An 18,006-nucleotide genomic window follows, 5' to 3' on the forward strand; every position below is an offset into this window, starting at 1 on the left:
GAATCGTTCACGGCTTCTAGATTAGGAAGATAGAACACTCATTCAGGAACACACTCAGATGAGATACTGTGCTAGATGTCACCTGTGGGTTAATTGTAGTTGGAGTGATTATGTCCTATATGGGGGCACAGAGATCGCTGCGTTGGTGGTATCGGCAGCATTCGATTCGACTTCACCACGAAGCAGAAGCGATCCGCAATGACTTGTTACAAAGACTGTTTGTGATGCGGCGATCGCTTGAAAGTGGTCAGCCTGAAGCTATCCAACAATCGATTTCTCAAGTTGATCATCTTTATGAATCGCTGCATGGATTAAGCGATCGACTCTCTGCGTTTGATCTCGAAGATGATCTAGGACTCGCGCTGCATCATCTTGTCGAAGCATGGCGCGATCGCTGGCATTCTCAAGCCAAAACGCAGAACCTCGACTTCACCGCAGAATTACCGAAAACTGCAATCCATTTACCGATCGAACAACATAGACTCACTCTAGTTGCAACAGATGAATTTTTACGAATCACTGCCGCAAATTTATTGACACCGCAAGTGATCTTTGTCAGTCTATCTTTCAATAGTCACACTTACGAATTGAAAGTGAAAGTCGATGATCCTCAAGTCAACAAACTTCAGGGCAGCGACGATCTAAAACATCTTACACAGGCGCTTCGATTTCTTAGTGGTGGACAATGCTCCTGTCACAGCCATGATGAATCTCTGACTTGGCAGTTTCGTAGCACACTCACAAAGTCACAGCGTCAAGGACAATAGACCGCTTTGTCCTTCGTTCTGCTTTTTATCAGGTAACGGCTATGCCCCATTCTACACTTGCCTCCACCCTCAGCATTCTCGTGATTGATGATCACCCATTGGTGCTCGATGCAACTGTGATGATGCTTAAATCGAAGTATCCTCAAGCGGATTTGATCCCCGCTCAAACAGCGGCGGATGCTTTGATTAAGATCGAGAGCTTGAAGCCGAATGTGGCGATCGTGGATCTGTCAATTCCTGAAACAATCGGTCAACCGAGCCGCGTTGAGACTGGAATTCAGTTATTGAAGCAACTAATGGAACGTTACCCGACTTTGAATATTGTGGTGCAGACGGCGGATGCTCGACCATTAATTCGAGTGAAAGCGAAGATTAAAGAACATCAAGCCGGGTTTACTGTTGCAGATAAGAGTTTATCCAGTCAGGAAATGTTAAGCCGCGTTGAGTGGGCGATTCAAGGCGTGTTTGTCACTCCGAAAGAGATTCGCAGCGGATTAGAACTAAAATCTGATTGGTTAACACTCTTGAAGTTAGGCTTTGTTGACGGACTGACTGACCATGAGATTGCAGCACGGATGAATGTTGCAGAACGAACGGTGCGGCACTACTGGACAAAGCTACAAGATGCACTAGAGATCTATCCAGAAGAAGGAAAGAATATTCGGACGCAAACCGGAATTCGAGCGCGGGAAGAAGGACTCTTAGATTAATCCAGGGTGTGCAATGGTAAAGCTCAGACAGCGCTGGAGAACGGTGCTTTCCAGTGAGATTCGGACTTGGCGCACGGCAGGATTGATCGGGCTGGTGGTGATTCTGCTCGTGGTCGTAGCTCGAATCAGTGGTGGGCTGCAACCGTTGGAATGGATGGCGTTTGATTCTTTGATGCGGTTGCGTCCGGTGGAAACGATCGACGATCGCATTCTAGTCATCGGTATCGACGATCAAGACATTCAGCAACTCAGCACATACCCGGTTCCCGATCAGGTTCTTGCAGATTTAATTACAACGATTGCGCGATCGGAACCTGCCGCGATCGGCGTTGATATCTTTCGTGATTTGCCCGTTGGATCAGGTCGAAACGCATTAATTGATGTGTTTAAGCGCAATTCCAATACATTTGTGATCAATCGCGTTCCAACTGGAGAAGATATTGGAATTCGTCACCCTGACGGAGTTGCGATCGAGCAAGTGGGCTTTTCTAATGTGCTGCCCGATGCGGATGGTCATCTTAGACGCAATCTGATTGTGCTACCCAATTCACAAGATCCGAACTCGTACTATTCTGCACTGTCTTTTCAACTCGCACAGCGTTACCTTGCGACACAAGGCTACAAACCGAAAGAAGACAGTGATATTTTAGAGTTCGTTTCTGGATCGAAAAATGTAGTCATTCCGAACTTCGATCGAGCCACCGGATTTTATACAAATGACGATCGAGGCGGCTATCAAATCTTGCTGAATTTTCGCAATCGAGAGCAGCCTGTTCGCGTTGTTTCATTGCAAGAGTTCAATGCGGGAAAAGTTCAACCACAAGAGATTCGCGGCAAAGTTGTGCTGATTGGCATGACTGCGAAAAGCGTCAAAGATTTTGTCAGTGTGGGAGCCGTTCCGACGAAACTCCCCTCGACTTACTTAGGGGTGCTGGTTCAGGCTCATGGCGTGAGTCAAATGATTAGCACCGTTCTCAACGATCGACCTTTACTAAACACTTGGGCGATCGGTTGGGAGTATTTCTGGATCGTTGTTTGGGGCGTTTTGGGACTGAGCTTTGGACGCGGTTTACGATCGCCCTGGCAAATTCTTCTTAGTACAGGGATCATGAGCGCAGTTCTGATCGTCCTGTGCTATGTGGCATTGCTTCAGGGCTGGTGGATTCCGTTAATTCCAGCCGCGATCGTACTGGTGTTAAATGGTGCAGGACTCGCAACCGCATTGTTTTATCGCGATCGCCAAGAGATGGAAACTCAAGAAGCAATTCGGCAGCATACAGTTGGACAAGTTTTCAACATCATTCACAATGGTCCACTCCAGCAGCTTGCAAGACTCATCCGAGAAGAGAAAGATCAAACACAGCCGGATACCACACTGATTGATGAGCTACTAACCTTAAACCAGTCGCTCCGAACCTTAGAAGCAAAGATTGATTTTGTCGCTCATCAGCGCACCGGAGAGATTGTTATCGGTTCAGAAATTATTGATCCCAGCTATCCACTCGATGAACTCTTAACTTTAGTCTGTGATGTCACATTGAGACGACAGCAAGACTTTCCGCACTTTGCAACGATTCAACATCAAGTGATTGATATCTATTCGTTTGACGATCGCACTTTGTCGTCAGAGCAAAAAGGCAGCTTATGTTATTTTTTAGAAGAAGCGCTTTGCAATGTCGGCAAACACGCGATCGCAGCGACTCAACTTTGGGTGTTTTGTGGAAAAGAGCAAAACTACTCTGTGATTCGGGTAACGGACAATGGTGAAACTCAGAGATTGACTCGTCGCAGAAAAGCAGGTGGCATTGGCGGCACTGAATTTGCAGAAAAACTCGAAAAGCAACTGGGTGGAAGATTTCGTCGATCGCTCAATCGCCCCCAAGGTGTGATTTGTGAATTGATTTGGAAATAGTCGATTGCTGGTTTCTGCCATTCATTTGACCGAAAACTTCCTGCATCAGTCTACTCACAGCCGTACTATACAGATCAATAGAAAAGCAGCTTTAAGGGGAATCTACGCGATGAGATGGCAGAACTATTCAATGTTGCTGATTCGGATCATGCTAGTGAGTGGCTTTCTCATGGCAGGAGCGGCTAATGCGTTTAAGCCGAAAGTCGAGCCGTTACGCACAGGCACTTCAACTAGTGGTGTGAGAGGCATTTGCCAAGATCGCACCGTTCAAGATATTGCTGCGATCGCACCGACAACTTACACCGCACAACTGACGAAAGATCATCCGACGCTGGTTTGGTACATTCCAGAAGCATACGGCTCTTCGATGACACTGAAGCTTTATCGTGCAGATAATCCGAATGCTGACAATGTGACGTGGCAACCCGTGGATGAATTTCCGATCGCAGATTACAAACCCGGAATTTATCCTTTTTCGCTACCTCCCAATCTATTAGTTGAAGGGCAAGTCTATGCTTGGCAGGTCGAATTGAACTGTAACCCGCTCAATGTTTCGATGAATCCACGATTTGTGGCTGAATTTAAAGTCGTTCCTTCTCCGGTCGTATCTGGCAAGACGGCGGCGGAAAAAGCAGAATTTTACGCAGATCAAGGACTTTGGTACAGTGCTTATGCCGAAGCGACGATCGCTGATCAACACGGTCAAAAACTACGATCGCAATTATTGACGGCTCTGCGAGATGTAGAATCTAATCTGATTCAAAAGAATGCAGCAACCGATAGACGAAGTACTCCGGATGAGATTGCGCTACAGGTGCAAACCCGGCGAACACAATTGGATCGGTTGATTGACATGACGCGATCGTCGAATCCTTGAGCCGATGTTTGAGAAATTTTCGATCTATGCAACGTCCCGCCCTGAAATGAATTTCGGGCTAATCGGCGCAAGTCCTTTGAAAAGGACTAAGAAACTAAAACTGTCTCCCAGTCTACTTCAGTAGACTTTCCACGATTAGCCCGAAATTCATTTCAGGGCGAGAGACAATCGAAGCGAAGAGACTTTTTACGTTTTCTAAGCGGATTTGAAGTTCTCTGTGCTTTTATGATCCAAGCAAAAATTCATTCACCACGCTCCAAGCACTATCTTGAGAGACTCTCTTTCTTGCAGCAATGTAATCTGCTAGATACTGTGCATCTCTCGCAATTCCAGAAAATCGCCCAGATCCCCAGGTGTACAGCCAGGGTAACCCAAGAAAGTAAAATCCCCAAATCGGAGTGACCCCGCGTTCGTGTCCGGGATAGCCTTTACCATCAAATACCGGAACTTCAATCCAGCGAAAATCCGATCGATAACCCGTACACCAAATGATCGCTTCGATGTTCTGACAATCGAGCATTCCTGATTCTTCTACAGGCTCCCACACCGGATGATACGACGGCTCGATCGAGGCTTCGATTTGATTCTTTTCGATGAAGGTATCGATCGTTTTCTTAATGCTCTCAGAGACGGCATCAGCGCGATCGAGATTCTGTTTAAGATTGGTTTCAAACTCGATCGTGGTTCCGTTCACGGTCTTTAATCTGCCATACAAGTGCATTCCTTCGAGGGCAAAATGTCGCAGATCAATTTCTCGTCCGCCATCGCGACCTGTGACATAGTGATTTGCTTTGCTTCTGACCGTTTCTTTTTGGGGATGATCGTCGATCGACAAATCATAATAGCCCATCTGATCCAACCAATCGACCACATCTTTACCGCGATACCGTCTCGGAGTCCGGGGCGCACTTCCCACAGATAAATGCACAGTTTTCCCAGCTAAGTGTAAGTCTTCTGCAATTTGACAGCCTGATTGCCCAGTTCCAATGACTAAGACATGGTTCGGCAAAGATTGAGGATTTCTGTATTCTGAAGCGTGTAATTGTTGAATCGTGTCAGGAAAGCGCTCTCGCAGGCTTGGAATTTTTGGTAGATGATAGCTTCCCGCAGCAATCACCACTTGATCGGCTGTAAACACTCCGATCGAGGTGGTCAGTTCAAAGCGATCGTCGTGCTGTCGGACTTTTAGAACTTCGACTCCTTCGCGAATCGGGGGATCAAAAGAAGCGGCATAGCTTTTGACATAGTCCACGATCGCGTCTTTTTGCATAAATCCGTGAGGATCAACACCGTTATACGGGTAGCCCGGAAGCTGACATTGCCAGTTTGGAGTGACCAAGCAGAAGGTATCCCAGCGTTTTTCTTTCCAGGCATGAGCGATCGTATGCTTCTCGAAAATGAGATGCTCGATCGCTTTTTCTTTCAGGCAATAGCTCATCGATAAGCCCGATTGCCCACCGCCAACAATAATCACCGGATAATGAGTTTGCATAGGAAGATCCGTAATACCAATGACAGCGTAAAGGGTAAGGGTCGCCGTTTATTGTAGTGGTCAATACCAAGGCATTGCAATTAATCAGGTCACAGACTGACGGAAATTAGTGCCTTTTACCTCTATCGATTGATTGATGCGATCGAACAATCGTTGCGAATAAACTACGGATGCGTCAGATTCTACTGCTGTACTCTTGGACACTGTACAGAGTTCCTCGGACTGTCTTTCTCTGCAAAAGAATTTCTAGGTTTTTTTATGTGTGCTCTACCTCGTTCTCTCTCAGGCACAAGGATTTTAGTGACTGGGGCAAGTGGTTTTATTGGTCGTCCTCTTTGTCAGCGACTTCGACAGCATCAAGCAGAAGTGTTTGGAGTGTCGCGATTTCCACAAGAGTCGAATGGTTCAATCCGATGGATGCAGGCAGATGTCACTAGCTTCGATGACATGCGGCGAATTGTGACAAGGGTGAAGCCTGATTTGCTTTTTCACTTGGCGGCGGATTCTTCGGCATCTCGAAGTTTAGAAGCGGTACGATCGACGTTACAAGGAAACTTAGTGAGTACGGTTAACTTGCTCACGCTGATGGCTGAAGTGGGCGGGCGGATTGTTTTGGCGGGATCACTCGAAGAACCGAATGAAGGTGAAATGCCGATCGCGTCTTCCCCATATGCAGCGGCGAAATGGTCAAGTACGATCTACGCTCAGATGTTTCAGCAGCTATATCAGTTGCCGATCGTCAGAGCGCGAATTTATATGGTGTATGGTCCAGGACAAATGAACTTTAAGAAGCTGATTCCCCATGTGACGCAGGCGTTGCTCAATGGAGAAGCTCCCCAACTATCGAGCGGTCAGCGATTGATTGATTGGATTTATGTCGATGATGTGGTGGATGGATTGATTGCTGCGGCACGTTCGCCAGAAGATGGGGTGTTTGAACTTGGTTCTGGAACGTTAACTTCGATCGCTGAAATTGTGCAGCGTTTGAATCGGATGATTAATCCCAGGATTCAGCCTTTGTTTGGAGCATTGCCTGATCGACCGATGGAACAGGTCAGAGTCGCGAACATTGCCGATTCAATGTCTAAACTGAACTGGCAGCCCAAGGTTTCTCTAGAAGAAGGATTAGCGCGAACTGTGGATTGGTATGCTGCTTATCAGCGATCGGACGTTCCTTTTTGTGCTTAGATCCATCCTTGAACGATCGATTGATAAATTGCTTGATACCGTGTTCGAGACTTGAGTTTGCTCATGACATTGTTCAAGTGAAATTTAACCGTACTTTCGCTAATAATCAATTGATCCGCGATGTCTCGATCGCGAAATCCCTGAGTCAGCAGTCTCAAAATTTCAATCTCTCGTTCTGATAAGACTGACGATTCAACCGTCGGGATTTTAAGCAGAACTTGGATCATGTTGCGATCGGGACTCGGTTCAATTTGCAGCGCGTTGGGAAACATGCGATCGCAAAGTCGTTTGAGTTCATCAATCTCGTTGGTTAACGGCACGATTCCATCAAGCGAAACAAAGTCATTTCCATACACTAATCGACCATAGGAACAATTCATCTTAGACAACACTTCCGCAACTTTCAGGAAGCCATAAACGATCGCAGGTTCAAACTGCTTCTCAGTTCCCACTAGCGTAAATCGTGCTTGACTTAGAATCGTCGCAAGCTGATCCGACAATACCAATTCATCAAATCGAGGGTGCGGCGATGAAGCGGATTGTTGGTGATACTTAATCGCGGTATCTAATGAAATCGTGACAATCGTGCACAGCGTTTGTAACACTTCCAAAAAAGCGGGTTCTAGAGCATGACAGCTAAACATTGCCAATACGCCTAAAACGCGATTGCTGGCAATTAAGGGATAGCCTGCAAATCCGCAAATATTGTTCTCGATCGCCCATTCTCGATCGCCTACCCAAGATTCCGCAGGCAGATTATTGCTGAGAAACGACACGCGATTCAGCGCTATTTTTCCCACTTTGTAAGCCCCGATCGGGACTCGTCCAAACCTGCCATCGGTGCGCGTCGATAAGCCCGAAGATGCCACCAGTTTTAATGCACTCTGATCCGGTTCTAAGATCCACAATCGCGCCATCGCACTTGAAAATTTTTCGACTAAACCGGATGTCACTGATCGCGCAATGTCTTCGGGCACAAGACAGCCGGAAAAGCTTTGAGCGATTTCATTGACCTGCTGAAGATCAACTAGAATTCGATTCGGATCGGCGTTAAATTCAGCCATCAGACCCTCGATCGCACTTCAATAGAACTCACCGTATCGTGATTGCCGAACCCAAACAGACATTTTGCAAACGATTTTAACTAGGTTTAACAATTCTCTATTTGCGCGATCGAGACGATTTTCTTCGGACGCGCTAGTGTTAGAGAATACGATATGGGAGACTCCGCTAAAATGGCAACGAAACAGCAGTTTAACAGCTTTGAAGATCTCATTTCTGGCTCGACAACGCCAATTCTGGTAGACTTCTATGCGACTTGGTGCGGTCCTTGCCAAATGATGTCCGGCTTTCTCGATTTGGTCAAAGATAGCCTTCAAGACCAAGTAAAAATCGTTAAGATCGATGTCGATAAGTATCCTGAAATTGCCAGTCAGTACAATATTTCAGCGCTACCGACCTTGGTTCTGTTCAAAGAAACGAAGCCCGTCGATCGCATCGAAGGCGTACTCCGACCACAGCAACTCATCGATCGAGTTCAGCCGTTTTTGTAGAAATCTCTAGGGTGTGTTTTGAAACTTTTCGCTTCGTTCACTTCCGCCCCGGAATGGAATTCGGGGCGGGTGAGCAACGCAGTGAGAAGGCTCGAAAACACACCCTAAAACCTGAATTCGTACTCAAACACCCCTTGACTATCACCAGAAAAATTCGTCGAGCCACGGAACAGGAAATTATCGTTAAATCGGTAGCGAACACCAAACTGAGTCGGCTGATCCGCCGTCAACACTCGCAACACCGATGCAGACAAATTGCGAGTAATATCGATTCCGACTTCTGCCGCAAGTCCGAGGGTAGAGCCGCGCTGCCGACCGCGATCGAGCAACGTCGGAAATAACCGAAAATCACTCAGCCCCAACGCATTACCAATAAAGCCCTGAATGTTGGTGAGCAATGCTGATCCAGCTAAGTTCGCAATGCCTAACGTACTATCGCCGCGTCCCAAGGTATTCACAAATCCACCCCCAATCAGAGAAACAATCTCATTGCGGCTCCGACTCGGACTGCTGGTAAGTTCTAGATTCTGAAATAACTGACTCGCGGGTCCAGTCGCGCTTGCCTGAATTCGCACCGTTCTCAGTGATCCGAGATTCGCAGCCGCAACCGTATCATCGGCAAATTCTGCGGTTCCAGGAGCAGCAATTCGGCTTCGAGTCACTTCTGGCACCGACGCAATCAGACGAACATTTAGCAGCGGATCAAGTCCACGATCGCGCTCAAATGTCGCCGTCTGCGGATAGCCTCTTTCTAACACGAACTGTGTCGTGAATAGATTCACCTGTCCGCTTCTAAGGCGAATCGTGCCTTCAGGTCTAGGAGCATCCAATGTGCCTGCAACACTCAGATTGCCAAACGCGACGAAGTTAATCAGCGGTGCACGAACAATCTGAACTCGATCTCCTAACACAAGTCTGAGATTGTTGAATCTTACGACAGGTTGTAGACCTGCTGGAGTACTCGCGGGCGCGGTAGGAGCGCCGCCTGCCGCTTGATCATCTGGGAGTTGAATCTGTCCGTTTGCTAGTTGCACTTGTCCGCCGATTTCAGGAGCGAGTGCAGTTCCGGTGATAGCGATATTCCCAGTGACACCGCCTTGGTAAAGACCTTTCCGATTGATTGCTAAGCGATCGAGATTAATTTGCAGTGGATTATTCGGATCAGCATCCGCCGCGACAAAAATCGGTAACACTCCTTTAGCACTGACTTGTCCGTTGTTGAACTGTCCTTGTACGCCTTCAACGAGAATACGATCGCGATTAAACACAATCGATCCGGTGACATCAGTCAGGGGAGCTTGCAGCGCAGTCGCTTCGATCGTGGCACCGTTTAAGTTAATCGCGCCGACCACTTGCGGGCGAAGTAATGTTCCTGAAACATTGAGTTTCACTGATCCTTCACCCCCGCGCCAAGCGAGTTGTGGCACTAAAGCATTCAGGATCGAGAGTCCATCATTTCTCACATCAACATTCAGGCTAATCTCACTACTATCCGGTCGAACCGTGTCGGGTAGGATCTGATAAGGAATGCTGCCATCAATGCGAACGGGTTCATTAGAAGAGAGCGCAATGTTACTACCGAAATTGAGTCGAGCATTGTTGTAAGTAAAGTTGCCCACCGCAGATTCAACTTCTGTGCCGTTGAGAAAACCATCAATGACTTGAATTTGTCCGACTGCTGAGGGATTGTCACGCGTACCGCTAATCGTCACTGTGGAATTGAGTTTGCCATCAATGCCAAGCGGTAGGGGATAAAAGCGCTCAATTTCTGCGATCGATAAGTTCCGCGCCGTTAGCTGTCCGAATTGCGTTTCACCTCCAAACTGTCCAGCTAAGCTCAGCACAGATTCACCGGATTGAATTCGCAACGGTTCTAAGCTCACCACTCCATTGTTTACGCTACCCAGTGCGCGAACTTGCTGAGCGGTCAAAATGCGATCGTCTACTCGCTGAAGCTGTCCATCGACCAAACGAGTCTGAGCTTGATAAGGACGATATTCAACATTCTGAGCTTGCAAATCAAAGTTTGCTTGAACGCCTTGTGAAAGTGAAGCGTTCACTGTAATTTCGCCCCCGAAGTTACCGCGAATATCTGCGGTTTGAGGAACTCGATTTTCTGCGATCGCTTGATTGTTCAATCGCAGAAGTGCGTTGATTTCCGCAAATCGTCGCAGTTGATCGAGTAAAGGAGCTTGCGGATCACCGACTGGAACCGGATTGAGTGCATTTGCTCGATCGTAGTTGGGGGGTCTAGCTCCACGGGCGAAGTCTTGCAGGTCAAAGTACTGTAAGCCCGTGAGAACATCTTCGATTCTGCCTTGAGCGATCGTCACTTTGCCATTGAATTTTGGCTCTGCTCTTAAATCAACATTGCCTGTCAGCACATATTTGCTTTGTCCTCTAGTCAAAGTGGTATCACTAAACTCAAAGACATTGTTCCGATTCACAAAAGCGGTCGTGGCGACATCTGCCCGGAAAGAACCAATCCGTAGATTTTGAACAGTAGCATTGCCATCAATCACGCGCAATTGATCGAGGTCAATATTAAGATTGCCTGCTAGTGTTCCACTCACACCGCCATACGGAGCCAAATTCACGCCCGGAAGCGCAAATCCATTGATGGGAAACTGTTGCACTGCGACTTGGAAGATATTGCCTCTTGTCTGTCCGATGAGCGAAGATTCATCGCGTCGAACAAGGAGCGATCGAGGTCTAAAGTTCGGCTCAAGGTTTAGTGCAATCTGATCTTGAGCACCTCTGAGATTTAGATCAAACCCTTGTGGCAGTAAGTTCAAGTTTCCACTCAACACCGGATCAAAGGTAATACCATTGAGTGAAAATCCACGCACTGTAACATTACTCACCACTCTAGGTGCTTCTGGTGTTCCGGTCACACGCCCAATCAAGTCTACTGCACCCGATATCTGAGTCACTGGAGGACTGGGAATCGGTAGGTTTGCTAGAGCATAATTGTTCGCTTGAATGTTTAAGTCCAGTGCTGTCACTCTCGGTGTTCCGCTTACATCAGCGAGAATTGCACCATTCGCCCGAAATCCTTGTGCGGTCGCTTGTGGAATGTTGAGCCGTTGACCGTCCCAGTTAATTTGCGCGGTTAGGGGCTGATCAATCAGTGCAATGCCTTGAGAAAGTCGCACTTGTCCATCGGCTCGAATTGCACTGGGTGAGAGAGCATTCAAGGCACCTGCTAATCGCACATTGCCGCTGAGATCTCCGCGTAGCTGTGGTGAAAATTGATTGAGAGCAATTCCAGCGATCTGAGTGTCAGCTTGAAAGCGTCCTGCGATCGCATTAAAGTTCGCATTTACAAAACTATTTCCATTCGTAAGTCTTGCTTGTCCTCGCGCTTGAACATTCTCTAACTGTGGCGCATTCAGTGATCCTGCAAGTTCTGCATTTCCATTGATCAAGCCTTGAACCTGTGGAGCAAATCGGCTCGCTTGCACATTAGAAGCTTGAACGGTTCCCTGCCATCGTTGTCCGATCGTGCGTCCTTGAGCGCTAACGGTTCCCTCTGCGACTTGAAACACTGCATTTCGCAGAATCGTATTACCCCCTGTAACTACGACTTCCCCGGTTCCGGGATACGTTGCTTCTGGCGCTTGGAACTGTGCGATCGTTTGCACTTGATTCAATCGTCCGATCACTTGTCCGCGTGCATTGACTCGCCCGACTGTAATCGGTAAGGTTCCGTTGTTGTAGAGTTGTGCGATCGCATCTCCGGGTAAGTTTTGTGCTTGATAGTTAATCGCGATCGATTGCGGTGCATTGAGATCTAAATTTCCACTTGCAACGACTGTTCCACCCACTTCAGGAACAGCACGAATGTTCGAGAGGGCTAAGTTTAGCGTTTCTGTATCTAAGCGAAAATCAGTACTCGCTTGGGTGAGATTAATGCGATCGACTCTAGCAACTTTTGTGTTGCGAACTCGACCTGTTACGATCGGATTTTGCACTTCACCCGTAACGCGAATGTCTGCGGTGGCTTCTCCAGAAGTTGCAAAAGGAAGCTCAACGTTGAACGTATCAAAAAAGTTTTCAATACTAACTGATTTCACATTTGCAGAGACATTAAAGCCTTTTTCGGTATCAATCTTTCCTTGAGCAGTGAGTGGTATTTTTCCTAACTGCGATCGAACTTTGTCTAACGTAATTAAGGTGTCATCAATCTGTAAGTTTCCGAATGATTTCGAGAAGACTTGAGGCACTTCTGGAATCTGTACCGTCACATCTCTAAATTCTGCGGTTCCTTTGACGACCGGACGTTGATCCGGTCTGAGTTGAACATTCACGGCACCATTCGTACGACCTTGAGGAAGATTGATCGGAAACTTGACTAATCGATCGATCTCCACCACTAAGAAATCTCGTCCCCGAATGTTCAGATTCGAGTTTAAGCCGTTTTTAATCAACGTTTCACCGTTGAGATCGATGCTCCCTTGCTTCGTTGATTCCGCATTGAGTTCGTAAGTAATCCGCTGATTATTATCAAAGAAATTTGCAGTTCCGGTACCTTGCCGCAGTGTGACCGGAATTCGTCGCTGTCTGGGTTTGGGAAAGGCATCGAGTTCAATATTGGCATCTCTAAACCGGATACGATCGAGCTGTGTCTTGATCAATCCTTCTTGTTCTTGAGCTTTGATCTGTGTTTTAACCCAAACTCCATTTTTTTCCTGATCCAAATACACATCCGGCTGGAGTAAAGTCACATCCAGCTTTAATGTGCGAGTGAGCAACAATTGTAGCAAGTTGAAATTGACTTCCACACCTTCGACCGAAGCGCGATCGCGATCGTTCGGAGTGGCTGGAATCGAACTTTTGCCAAAACGCAACTGGTTGAGTGAAAAGCCTTCGACGCTGCCCAAATCCACGGGTCGATCGAGTAATTCGCTTAAATTTTGTTCGATTAGGGGGGCGAGATCATTTTGTACGAATTTTGATCCGTACCAGATGCCCGCACCGATACCTAAGGCGCTGAGAATTGCGATCGGGACTCCGACGCGACCGAGCAGCACAAGCCACAAGCGACGACGTGCGGGAGTTTCAGGACGATTATTCGGATCGGGAGATTGAGTCATCGGCTTGAATTCTGATAGAAAGCCAATCTACCATTACCACACCTACGAAACTCTAGTGCAAAGAATTTAACAGAAACTGCCAATAGAAATGATTTTCCTGCTCAATTGTGAAATTGATTACAGCAAAATGAATGCGATCGCAGTTGATCGGTCGTGCTACATGAGATTCATCGGATCAACATCGATCGTTAAGCTCACGGTAGAAGGACAATGCGATCGCAGTTCGGTTAAATCAGGACTGCGATCTTCGTTTAACTTCAATAAAATCTGCCAGCGGTATCGTTGAGCAATTCTCAGGATCGTTGCGGGTGCGGGACCCAAAACCTGATAGTTTTCATCAGACTGAAGTAAATCCGCGATCGTTTCGGCTGTCGTTTGAACGGTTTGCGGGTTGAGTCCGCTAAATCGAAGCAAGACTAAACGACCGTATGGCGGATAAGTCAGAATCGATCGCTGTTCGAGTTCTTTTTCGACAAACGGTTCATACTGCTGCTGTTTCACCGCTTGAATCACCGGATTTTCAGGCGCATAAGTTTGGAGAATCACTCGTCCGGGTTCTGTTCCGCGTCCGGCTCGTCCAGCAACTTGTACTAAAGTTTGAAAGGCTCTTTCACTTGCTCGAAAGTCTGCTAGGTTTAACAGTCCATCGGCTGAAATGATGCCTACTAATGTGACTTGAGGTAGATCAATGCCTTTCGTTAACATCTGTGTTCCCACTAATAAATCAGCATCACCCTGAGCGAACTGGCTTAACAATGCTCTGTGAGCACCTTTTGCACGAGTGGTATCACTGTCAAAGCGAATCGTTTTCAGCTCTGGAAACAGTTGCGATAGTTCTTGCACGACGCGCTGAGTTCCACTACCAAAGTTCTTAAAGTAGGTCGAACTACAGGATGGACATTGTTGAGGTTGAAGCTGTGTATGGTTGCAATAGTGGCATCTCAGTAATGGTTGAGCATTTTCGTGAATGTGGTGATAGGACAGTGAAACATCACAGTTTGGACAGTCCATCACATAGCCACAACTGCGACAAGACACGAAAGTGCTATGTCCACGACGATGAATAAATAACAGTCCTTTTTGATTGTTCCCTTTGAGTTTTTTAAGCTCAGCTTGCAGCGATCGACTAAAAATCGACCGATTGCGATCGTGCAATTCCTTCCGCATATCAATCACATCAATGCGCGGTAGGGGTCGATCTAAAATTCGCTTTGGCAATGATAGATAGGTTGATCGCTCTAACCAACTTTCTAAAGATGGAGTGGCAGATCCAAGAATCAACGGACAATCTTCAAGTTCTGCCCGCCATTGAGCCACCGATCGCGCATGATAACAAGGTGCAGGCTGATCTTGCTTAAAGCTCGAATCATGTTCCTCATCGAGCACAATCAAGCCAAGATTCGGTAACGGTGCGAAAATTGCCGATCGCGTTCCAATCACAACTTGCGGCGATCCAGCTAACATCTGCCGCCAAGTATCGAAGCGTTCCCCATCGGATAAAGCACTGTGATAGACGCAAACTCGATCGCCAAATCTAGCTCGAAATCGATCGGTTAACTGCGGCGTTAATCCAATTTCGGGAACTAACACTAATGCAGATTGACCTTGTTCGAGAATGGGCGCGATCGCTTGCAAATAAACCTCAGTCTTTCCCGATCCGGTCACACCATGCAGCAAAATTTTGTCAAATCCACTCACAGCATGAATTTGCTCCAGAACTTGTGCTTGGTCTGGTGTGAGCGATTTTGCTGCATCAATCTCTACCTCTGGACCGTGTTCACTCCGCAACACTTCTCGACCTTGAAGAATCACACAGCCTTCTTCTTGCAATCGTTTTACCGTGGGTGAAGTCGTGCGGCACTGCTGCAATAAATCGGTGAGCCACATTTCGCCGCCGTTGCGCTTGAGAACTTCTAAAATCTCGCGTTGTCTTCCTCGCAATTCTCCCTGCATCGAGACGAGAATCACAGCTTGGCGCAACTGGGGGCGAATGGTGGCGGGTGGCTCTAGATAGCTCTCAACCCAGTTGAATCTCAATAAATCTTGAAGTCCGCGATGTGCCCCTTTCACTTGCCGCTGAATGAACTGCCACGAGTAATCTTTCGTTTTGCTAGATTGAAGCAATTTCAAAATCTGCTGAGCAGCGGGATTGAGAAAGATTTCATTCGCTGCTGAATCGATCAATCGAATGCGTCTTTGCGATCGCGCTAACAGTCCCGGTGGCAACGCGACTCGAACCACTTGCATCAGTGAAGTTTGATAATATCTCGCAACCCGATCGAGCAGTGCCCAATAGGAAGCCGGAAAAAATCCAGCACTAACGATCGAATCAATCGATCGAATATGTTCTAAATCTGGGGGTTCAGTTAGCGATCGCACTGCAATTCCGCCCACCTGCTGTACCCCGAACGGCACACTCAGGATATCACCCGGCACCACCCGCGTCCCCGACGGCACCGCATAAGTAAAAACGCCTTGTGCCCCCGGACAATCCACTAGCACTTCAATCCACATCGGATCAGTGCGATATTCCGTCCTCGATTCCGCTACAGACTGCAATTCAGACATATCCGCAAATGAAGAGAAAAACTTAAGAAAATCGGTAAAAAAGGAAATTTACGGTATTAAATTACCTAGGAATCGCGGGGGCATTCAGTTCAAATGAACCACTCCAATATTTTAACGTGTGACTGAGTTTACCGGATCGATCGCGTTCTAACGCAAGGACTCACCCAAAGACAGATTGAAACCATTGACATTTGCTTTTCTCACCATTGGTAGAGATGTAAAACAGAGCAGGTATGAGAGTCTGTTATAGCAGTGACCGAAAGGTTTGGGATCTTGTCATTTTGGCAGAAGTTCCGGACTCAAACGGAAGCAGCAAGCGGGAACTCGCCGAAGCTGAAACGCATCTCCAGGAATTTTCCCGATTCAGAGCGGCGATTTTAGCAGGGTTGTATCTTCGACCCATTTCTAAAAGTTTCCGAAAAAAATTCCGAAAACGCGTCATTTCGTCATAGGTTCAGGAGGAGTTCTAAGGCTGGAAATTCACAATTTGAACAGAAAAGATTTAGATTAAAAATTCTCATTGCTGTCTTAAGTTTTCACTTGATTCTGATGACTTAACGGAGCAACTCTCTCAACCCTCGATCGCGTAAAACTACCTCGATATAACATCACTATGAACGAACAAAGCAACAGTTCTCACACAGAAGCCCTCTCTAGTGATTTGGACTTTGCAATGGACGTTGCTGAGTTAGATTCAGTGGACTCTTTGCAATTAGAAGCCGATTTCGCAGACTCAACCCCGATCGAAATAGAACCCGATTTGCTCGAACTCACCTCGGCTGCCGCTGATCTGGCAGAAGCAACGGGTGAAGCCGAGATTGATCAAATGGCATCGGCTCGATCGTCAGGATATAACAAAACCGTAGCGGACGATGCTGTGGGCGCATTCTTCAAAGAAATGGCGCGTTATCCGCTGCTCAAAGCCGATGAAGAAGTAGAACTCGCTCGACGGGTACAGTATCTCGTCGAGGTCGATGAAACACAGCGGAAGCTTTATAGTGAACTCGGTCGGATGCCTTCTAGGGCAGAACTCGGTGAGCGGTTAGGCTTAACCGAACGACAATTAGAGCATCGATTACACCGAAGCCGTGTAGCGAAACGCAAGATGATTCGATCGAACCTTCGTCTGGTGGTGTCGATCGCAAAACGCTATTTAAATCGCGGCGTGCCATTCCTAGATTTAATTCAAGAAGGTGCACTCGGACTAAACCGCGCCACCGAAAAGTTTGATCCGGATAAGGGCTATAAGTTTTCAACCTACGCGTACTGGTGGATTCGGCAGGGGATCACGAGAACGATCGCGAATGATGCTCGAACGATCCGTTTACCGATTCATATTGTTGAGAAGCTCAATAAGTTGAAAAAAGCGCATCGCGAACTAAAGCGCGAACTGGGACGCAATCCCACCGAAGCAGAACTCGCCCAATCGCTGGAATTGACTGTAGAGCAGTTACAACATCTTCAGCAGGTTCGCCGCCAGTCATTATCGCTCAATCACCGAGTTGGGAAAGGCGAAGACACTGAATTAATGGATTTGCTCGAAGATGGGGATACCCAATCACCGGAATCTCAGATGAGCGAAACGATGCTGCGTCAAGAGATTTGGGATGTGTTGGGCAATGTGTTGACCGAGCGCGAGAAGGATATTATCTCGTTGCGCTATGGTTTGACGACAAGTAAGCCCTGTACGCTCGAAGAAGTGGGCGGTATGTTCAATTTGTCGCGGGAACGGGTGCGGCAGATTCAAAGTAAGGCGATGCGGAAATTGAGAAGACCGCAGATTGCCGAACGGTTAAAGGGTTGGTTGGGATAATCGATCGCACTTCTCTTTGATTGATTTCAT

General features: G+C 47.3%; 11 protein-coding genes. 7 read left to right on the forward strand and 4 right to left on the reverse strand.

Annotation, left to right across the window (positions count from 1 at the left end; genetic code table 11):
- Positions 1-68: 68 nt before the first annotated feature.
- The 4 genes from NIES2104_RS12500 to NIES2104_RS12515 all read left to right on the forward strand — a co-directional run bounded on the left by NIES2104_RS12500 (position 69) and on the right by NIES2104_RS12515 (position 4,266).
- The gene (locus NIES2104_RS12500) at positions 69-767 is read left to right on the forward strand and encodes a hypothetical protein (RefSeq protein ID WP_156426941.1); all 699 of its coding nucleotides are present in this window, start codon (positions 69-71) and stop codon (positions 765-767) included.
- A 41-nt stretch (positions 768-808) separates the two neighbouring features.
- Positions 809-1,477: a response regulator transcription factor gene (locus tag NIES2104_RS12505; RefSeq protein ID WP_058998518.1), complete on the forward strand. Its 669-nt coding sequence runs from the start codon at positions 809-811 to the stop codon at positions 1,475-1,477.
- Between the two features lie 13 nt (positions 1,478-1,490).
- The gene (locus NIES2104_RS12510; RefSeq protein WP_058998519.1) at positions 1,491-3,389 is read left to right on the forward strand and encodes a CHASE2 domain-containing protein; all 1,899 of its coding nucleotides are present in this window, start codon (positions 1,491-1,493) and stop codon (positions 3,387-3,389) included.
- 109 nt (positions 3,390-3,498) lie between these two features.
- Positions 3,499-4,266 (forward strand): DUF928 domain-containing protein, encoded by a 768-nt coding sequence (locus NIES2104_RS12515; protein WP_082689979.1) that lies wholly within the window; start codon positions 3,499-3,501, stop codon positions 4,264-4,266.
- Positions 4,267-4,489: 223 nt separating this feature from the next.
- Here NIES2104_RS12515 and NIES2104_RS12520 read toward each other — a convergent pair whose 3' ends face one another.
- Complete coding sequence (locus NIES2104_RS12520) at positions 4,490-5,758, reverse strand: MSMEG_0569 family flavin-dependent oxidoreductase (RefSeq protein WP_058998521.1); 1,269 nt, start codon at positions 5,756-5,758, stop codon at positions 4,490-4,492.
- Positions 5,759-6,016: 258 nt separating this feature from the next.
- Here NIES2104_RS12520 and NIES2104_RS12525 point away from each other — a divergent pair, with 258 nt between their 5' ends.
- Positions 6,017-6,946, forward strand: a complete 930-nt coding sequence (locus NIES2104_RS12525; protein WP_058998522.1) for an NAD(P)-dependent oxidoreductase — start codon at positions 6,017-6,019, stop codon at positions 6,944-6,946.
- On the opposite strand, the gene NIES2104_RS12530 is transcribed toward NIES2104_RS12525, so the two are convergent.
- Positions 6,943-8,010: a LuxR C-terminal-related transcriptional regulator gene (locus tag NIES2104_RS12530; RefSeq protein WP_058998523.1), complete on the reverse strand. Its 1,068-nt coding sequence runs from the start codon at positions 8,008-8,010 to the stop codon at positions 6,943-6,945. The genes NIES2104_RS12525 and NIES2104_RS12530 overlap by 4 nt on opposite strands.
- Before the next feature lie 171 nt (positions 8,011-8,181).
- On the opposite strand from NIES2104_RS12530, the gene trxA reads away from it, so the two are divergent.
- The gene (gene trxA / locus NIES2104_RS12535) at positions 8,182-8,499 is read left to right on the forward strand and encodes a thioredoxin (protein ID WP_058998524.1); all 318 of its coding nucleotides are present in this window, start codon (positions 8,182-8,184) and stop codon (positions 8,497-8,499) included.
- Positions 8,500-8,603: 104 nt separating this feature from the next.
- Here trxA and NIES2104_RS12540 read toward each other — a convergent pair whose 3' ends face one another.
- Entirely contained in the window at positions 8,604-13,595 is a 4,992-nt protein-coding gene (locus tag NIES2104_RS12540; protein ID WP_058998525.1) for a translocation/assembly module TamB, read from the reverse strand.
- A gap of 156 nt (positions 13,596-13,751) precedes the next feature.
- A complete protein-coding gene (gene priA / locus NIES2104_RS12545) occupies positions 13,752-16,163 on the reverse strand; it encodes a primosomal protein N' (protein ID WP_058998526.1) in 2,412 nt (803 codons plus the stop codon).
- A gap of 613 nt (positions 16,164-16,776) precedes the next feature.
- On the opposite strand from priA, the gene NIES2104_RS12555 reads away from it, so the two are divergent.
- Positions 16,777-17,976 (forward strand): RpoD/SigA family RNA polymerase sigma factor, encoded by a 1,200-nt coding sequence (locus NIES2104_RS12555; RefSeq protein WP_304608005.1) that lies wholly within the window; start codon positions 16,777-16,779, stop codon positions 17,974-17,976.
- Positions 17,977-18,006: the final 30 nt, after the last annotated feature.

The sequence above is a fragment of the Leptolyngbya sp. NIES-2104 genome, assembly GCF_001485215.1.
Taxonomy (GTDB): Bacteria; Cyanobacteriota; Cyanobacteriia; order Leptolyngbyales; family Leptolyngbyaceae; genus Leptolyngbya.

Coding starts and splice junctions, on each gene's coding strand:
- NIES2104_RS12505 (WP_058998518.1), top strand. CDS start 809: ATGCCCCATTCTACACTTGCCTCCACCCTCAGCATTCTCGTGATTGAT.
- NIES2104_RS12510 (WP_058998519.1), top strand. CDS start 1,491: ATGGTAAAGCTCAGACAGCGCTGGAGAACGGTGCTTTCCAGTGAGATT.
- NIES2104_RS12515 (WP_082689979.1), top strand. CDS start 3,499: ATGAGATGGCAGAACTATTCAATGTTGCTGATTCGGATCATGCTAGTG.
- NIES2104_RS12520 (WP_058998521.1), bottom strand. CDS start 5,758: ATGCAAACTCATTATCCGGTGATTATTGTTGGCGGTGGGCAATCGGGC.
- NIES2104_RS12525 (WP_058998522.1), top strand. CDS start 6,017: ATGTGTGCTCTACCTCGTTCTCTCTCAGGCACAAGGATTTTAGTGACT.
- NIES2104_RS12530 (WP_058998523.1), bottom strand. CDS start 8,010: ATGGCTGAATTTAACGCCGATCCGAATCGAATTCTAGTTGATCTTCAG.
- trxA (WP_058998524.1), top strand. CDS start 8,182: ATGGCAACGAAACAGCAGTTTAACAGCTTTGAAGATCTCATTTCTGGC.
- NIES2104_RS12540 (WP_058998525.1), bottom strand. CDS start 13,595: ATGACTCAATCTCCCGATCCGAATAATCGTCCTGAAACTCCCGCACGT.
- priA (WP_058998526.1), bottom strand. CDS start 16,163: ATGTCTGAATTGCAGTCTGTAGCGGAATCGAGGACGGAATATCGCACT.
- NIES2104_RS12555 (WP_304608005.1), top strand. CDS start 16,777: ATGAACGAACAAAGCAACAGTTCTCACACAGAAGCCCTCTCTAGTGAT.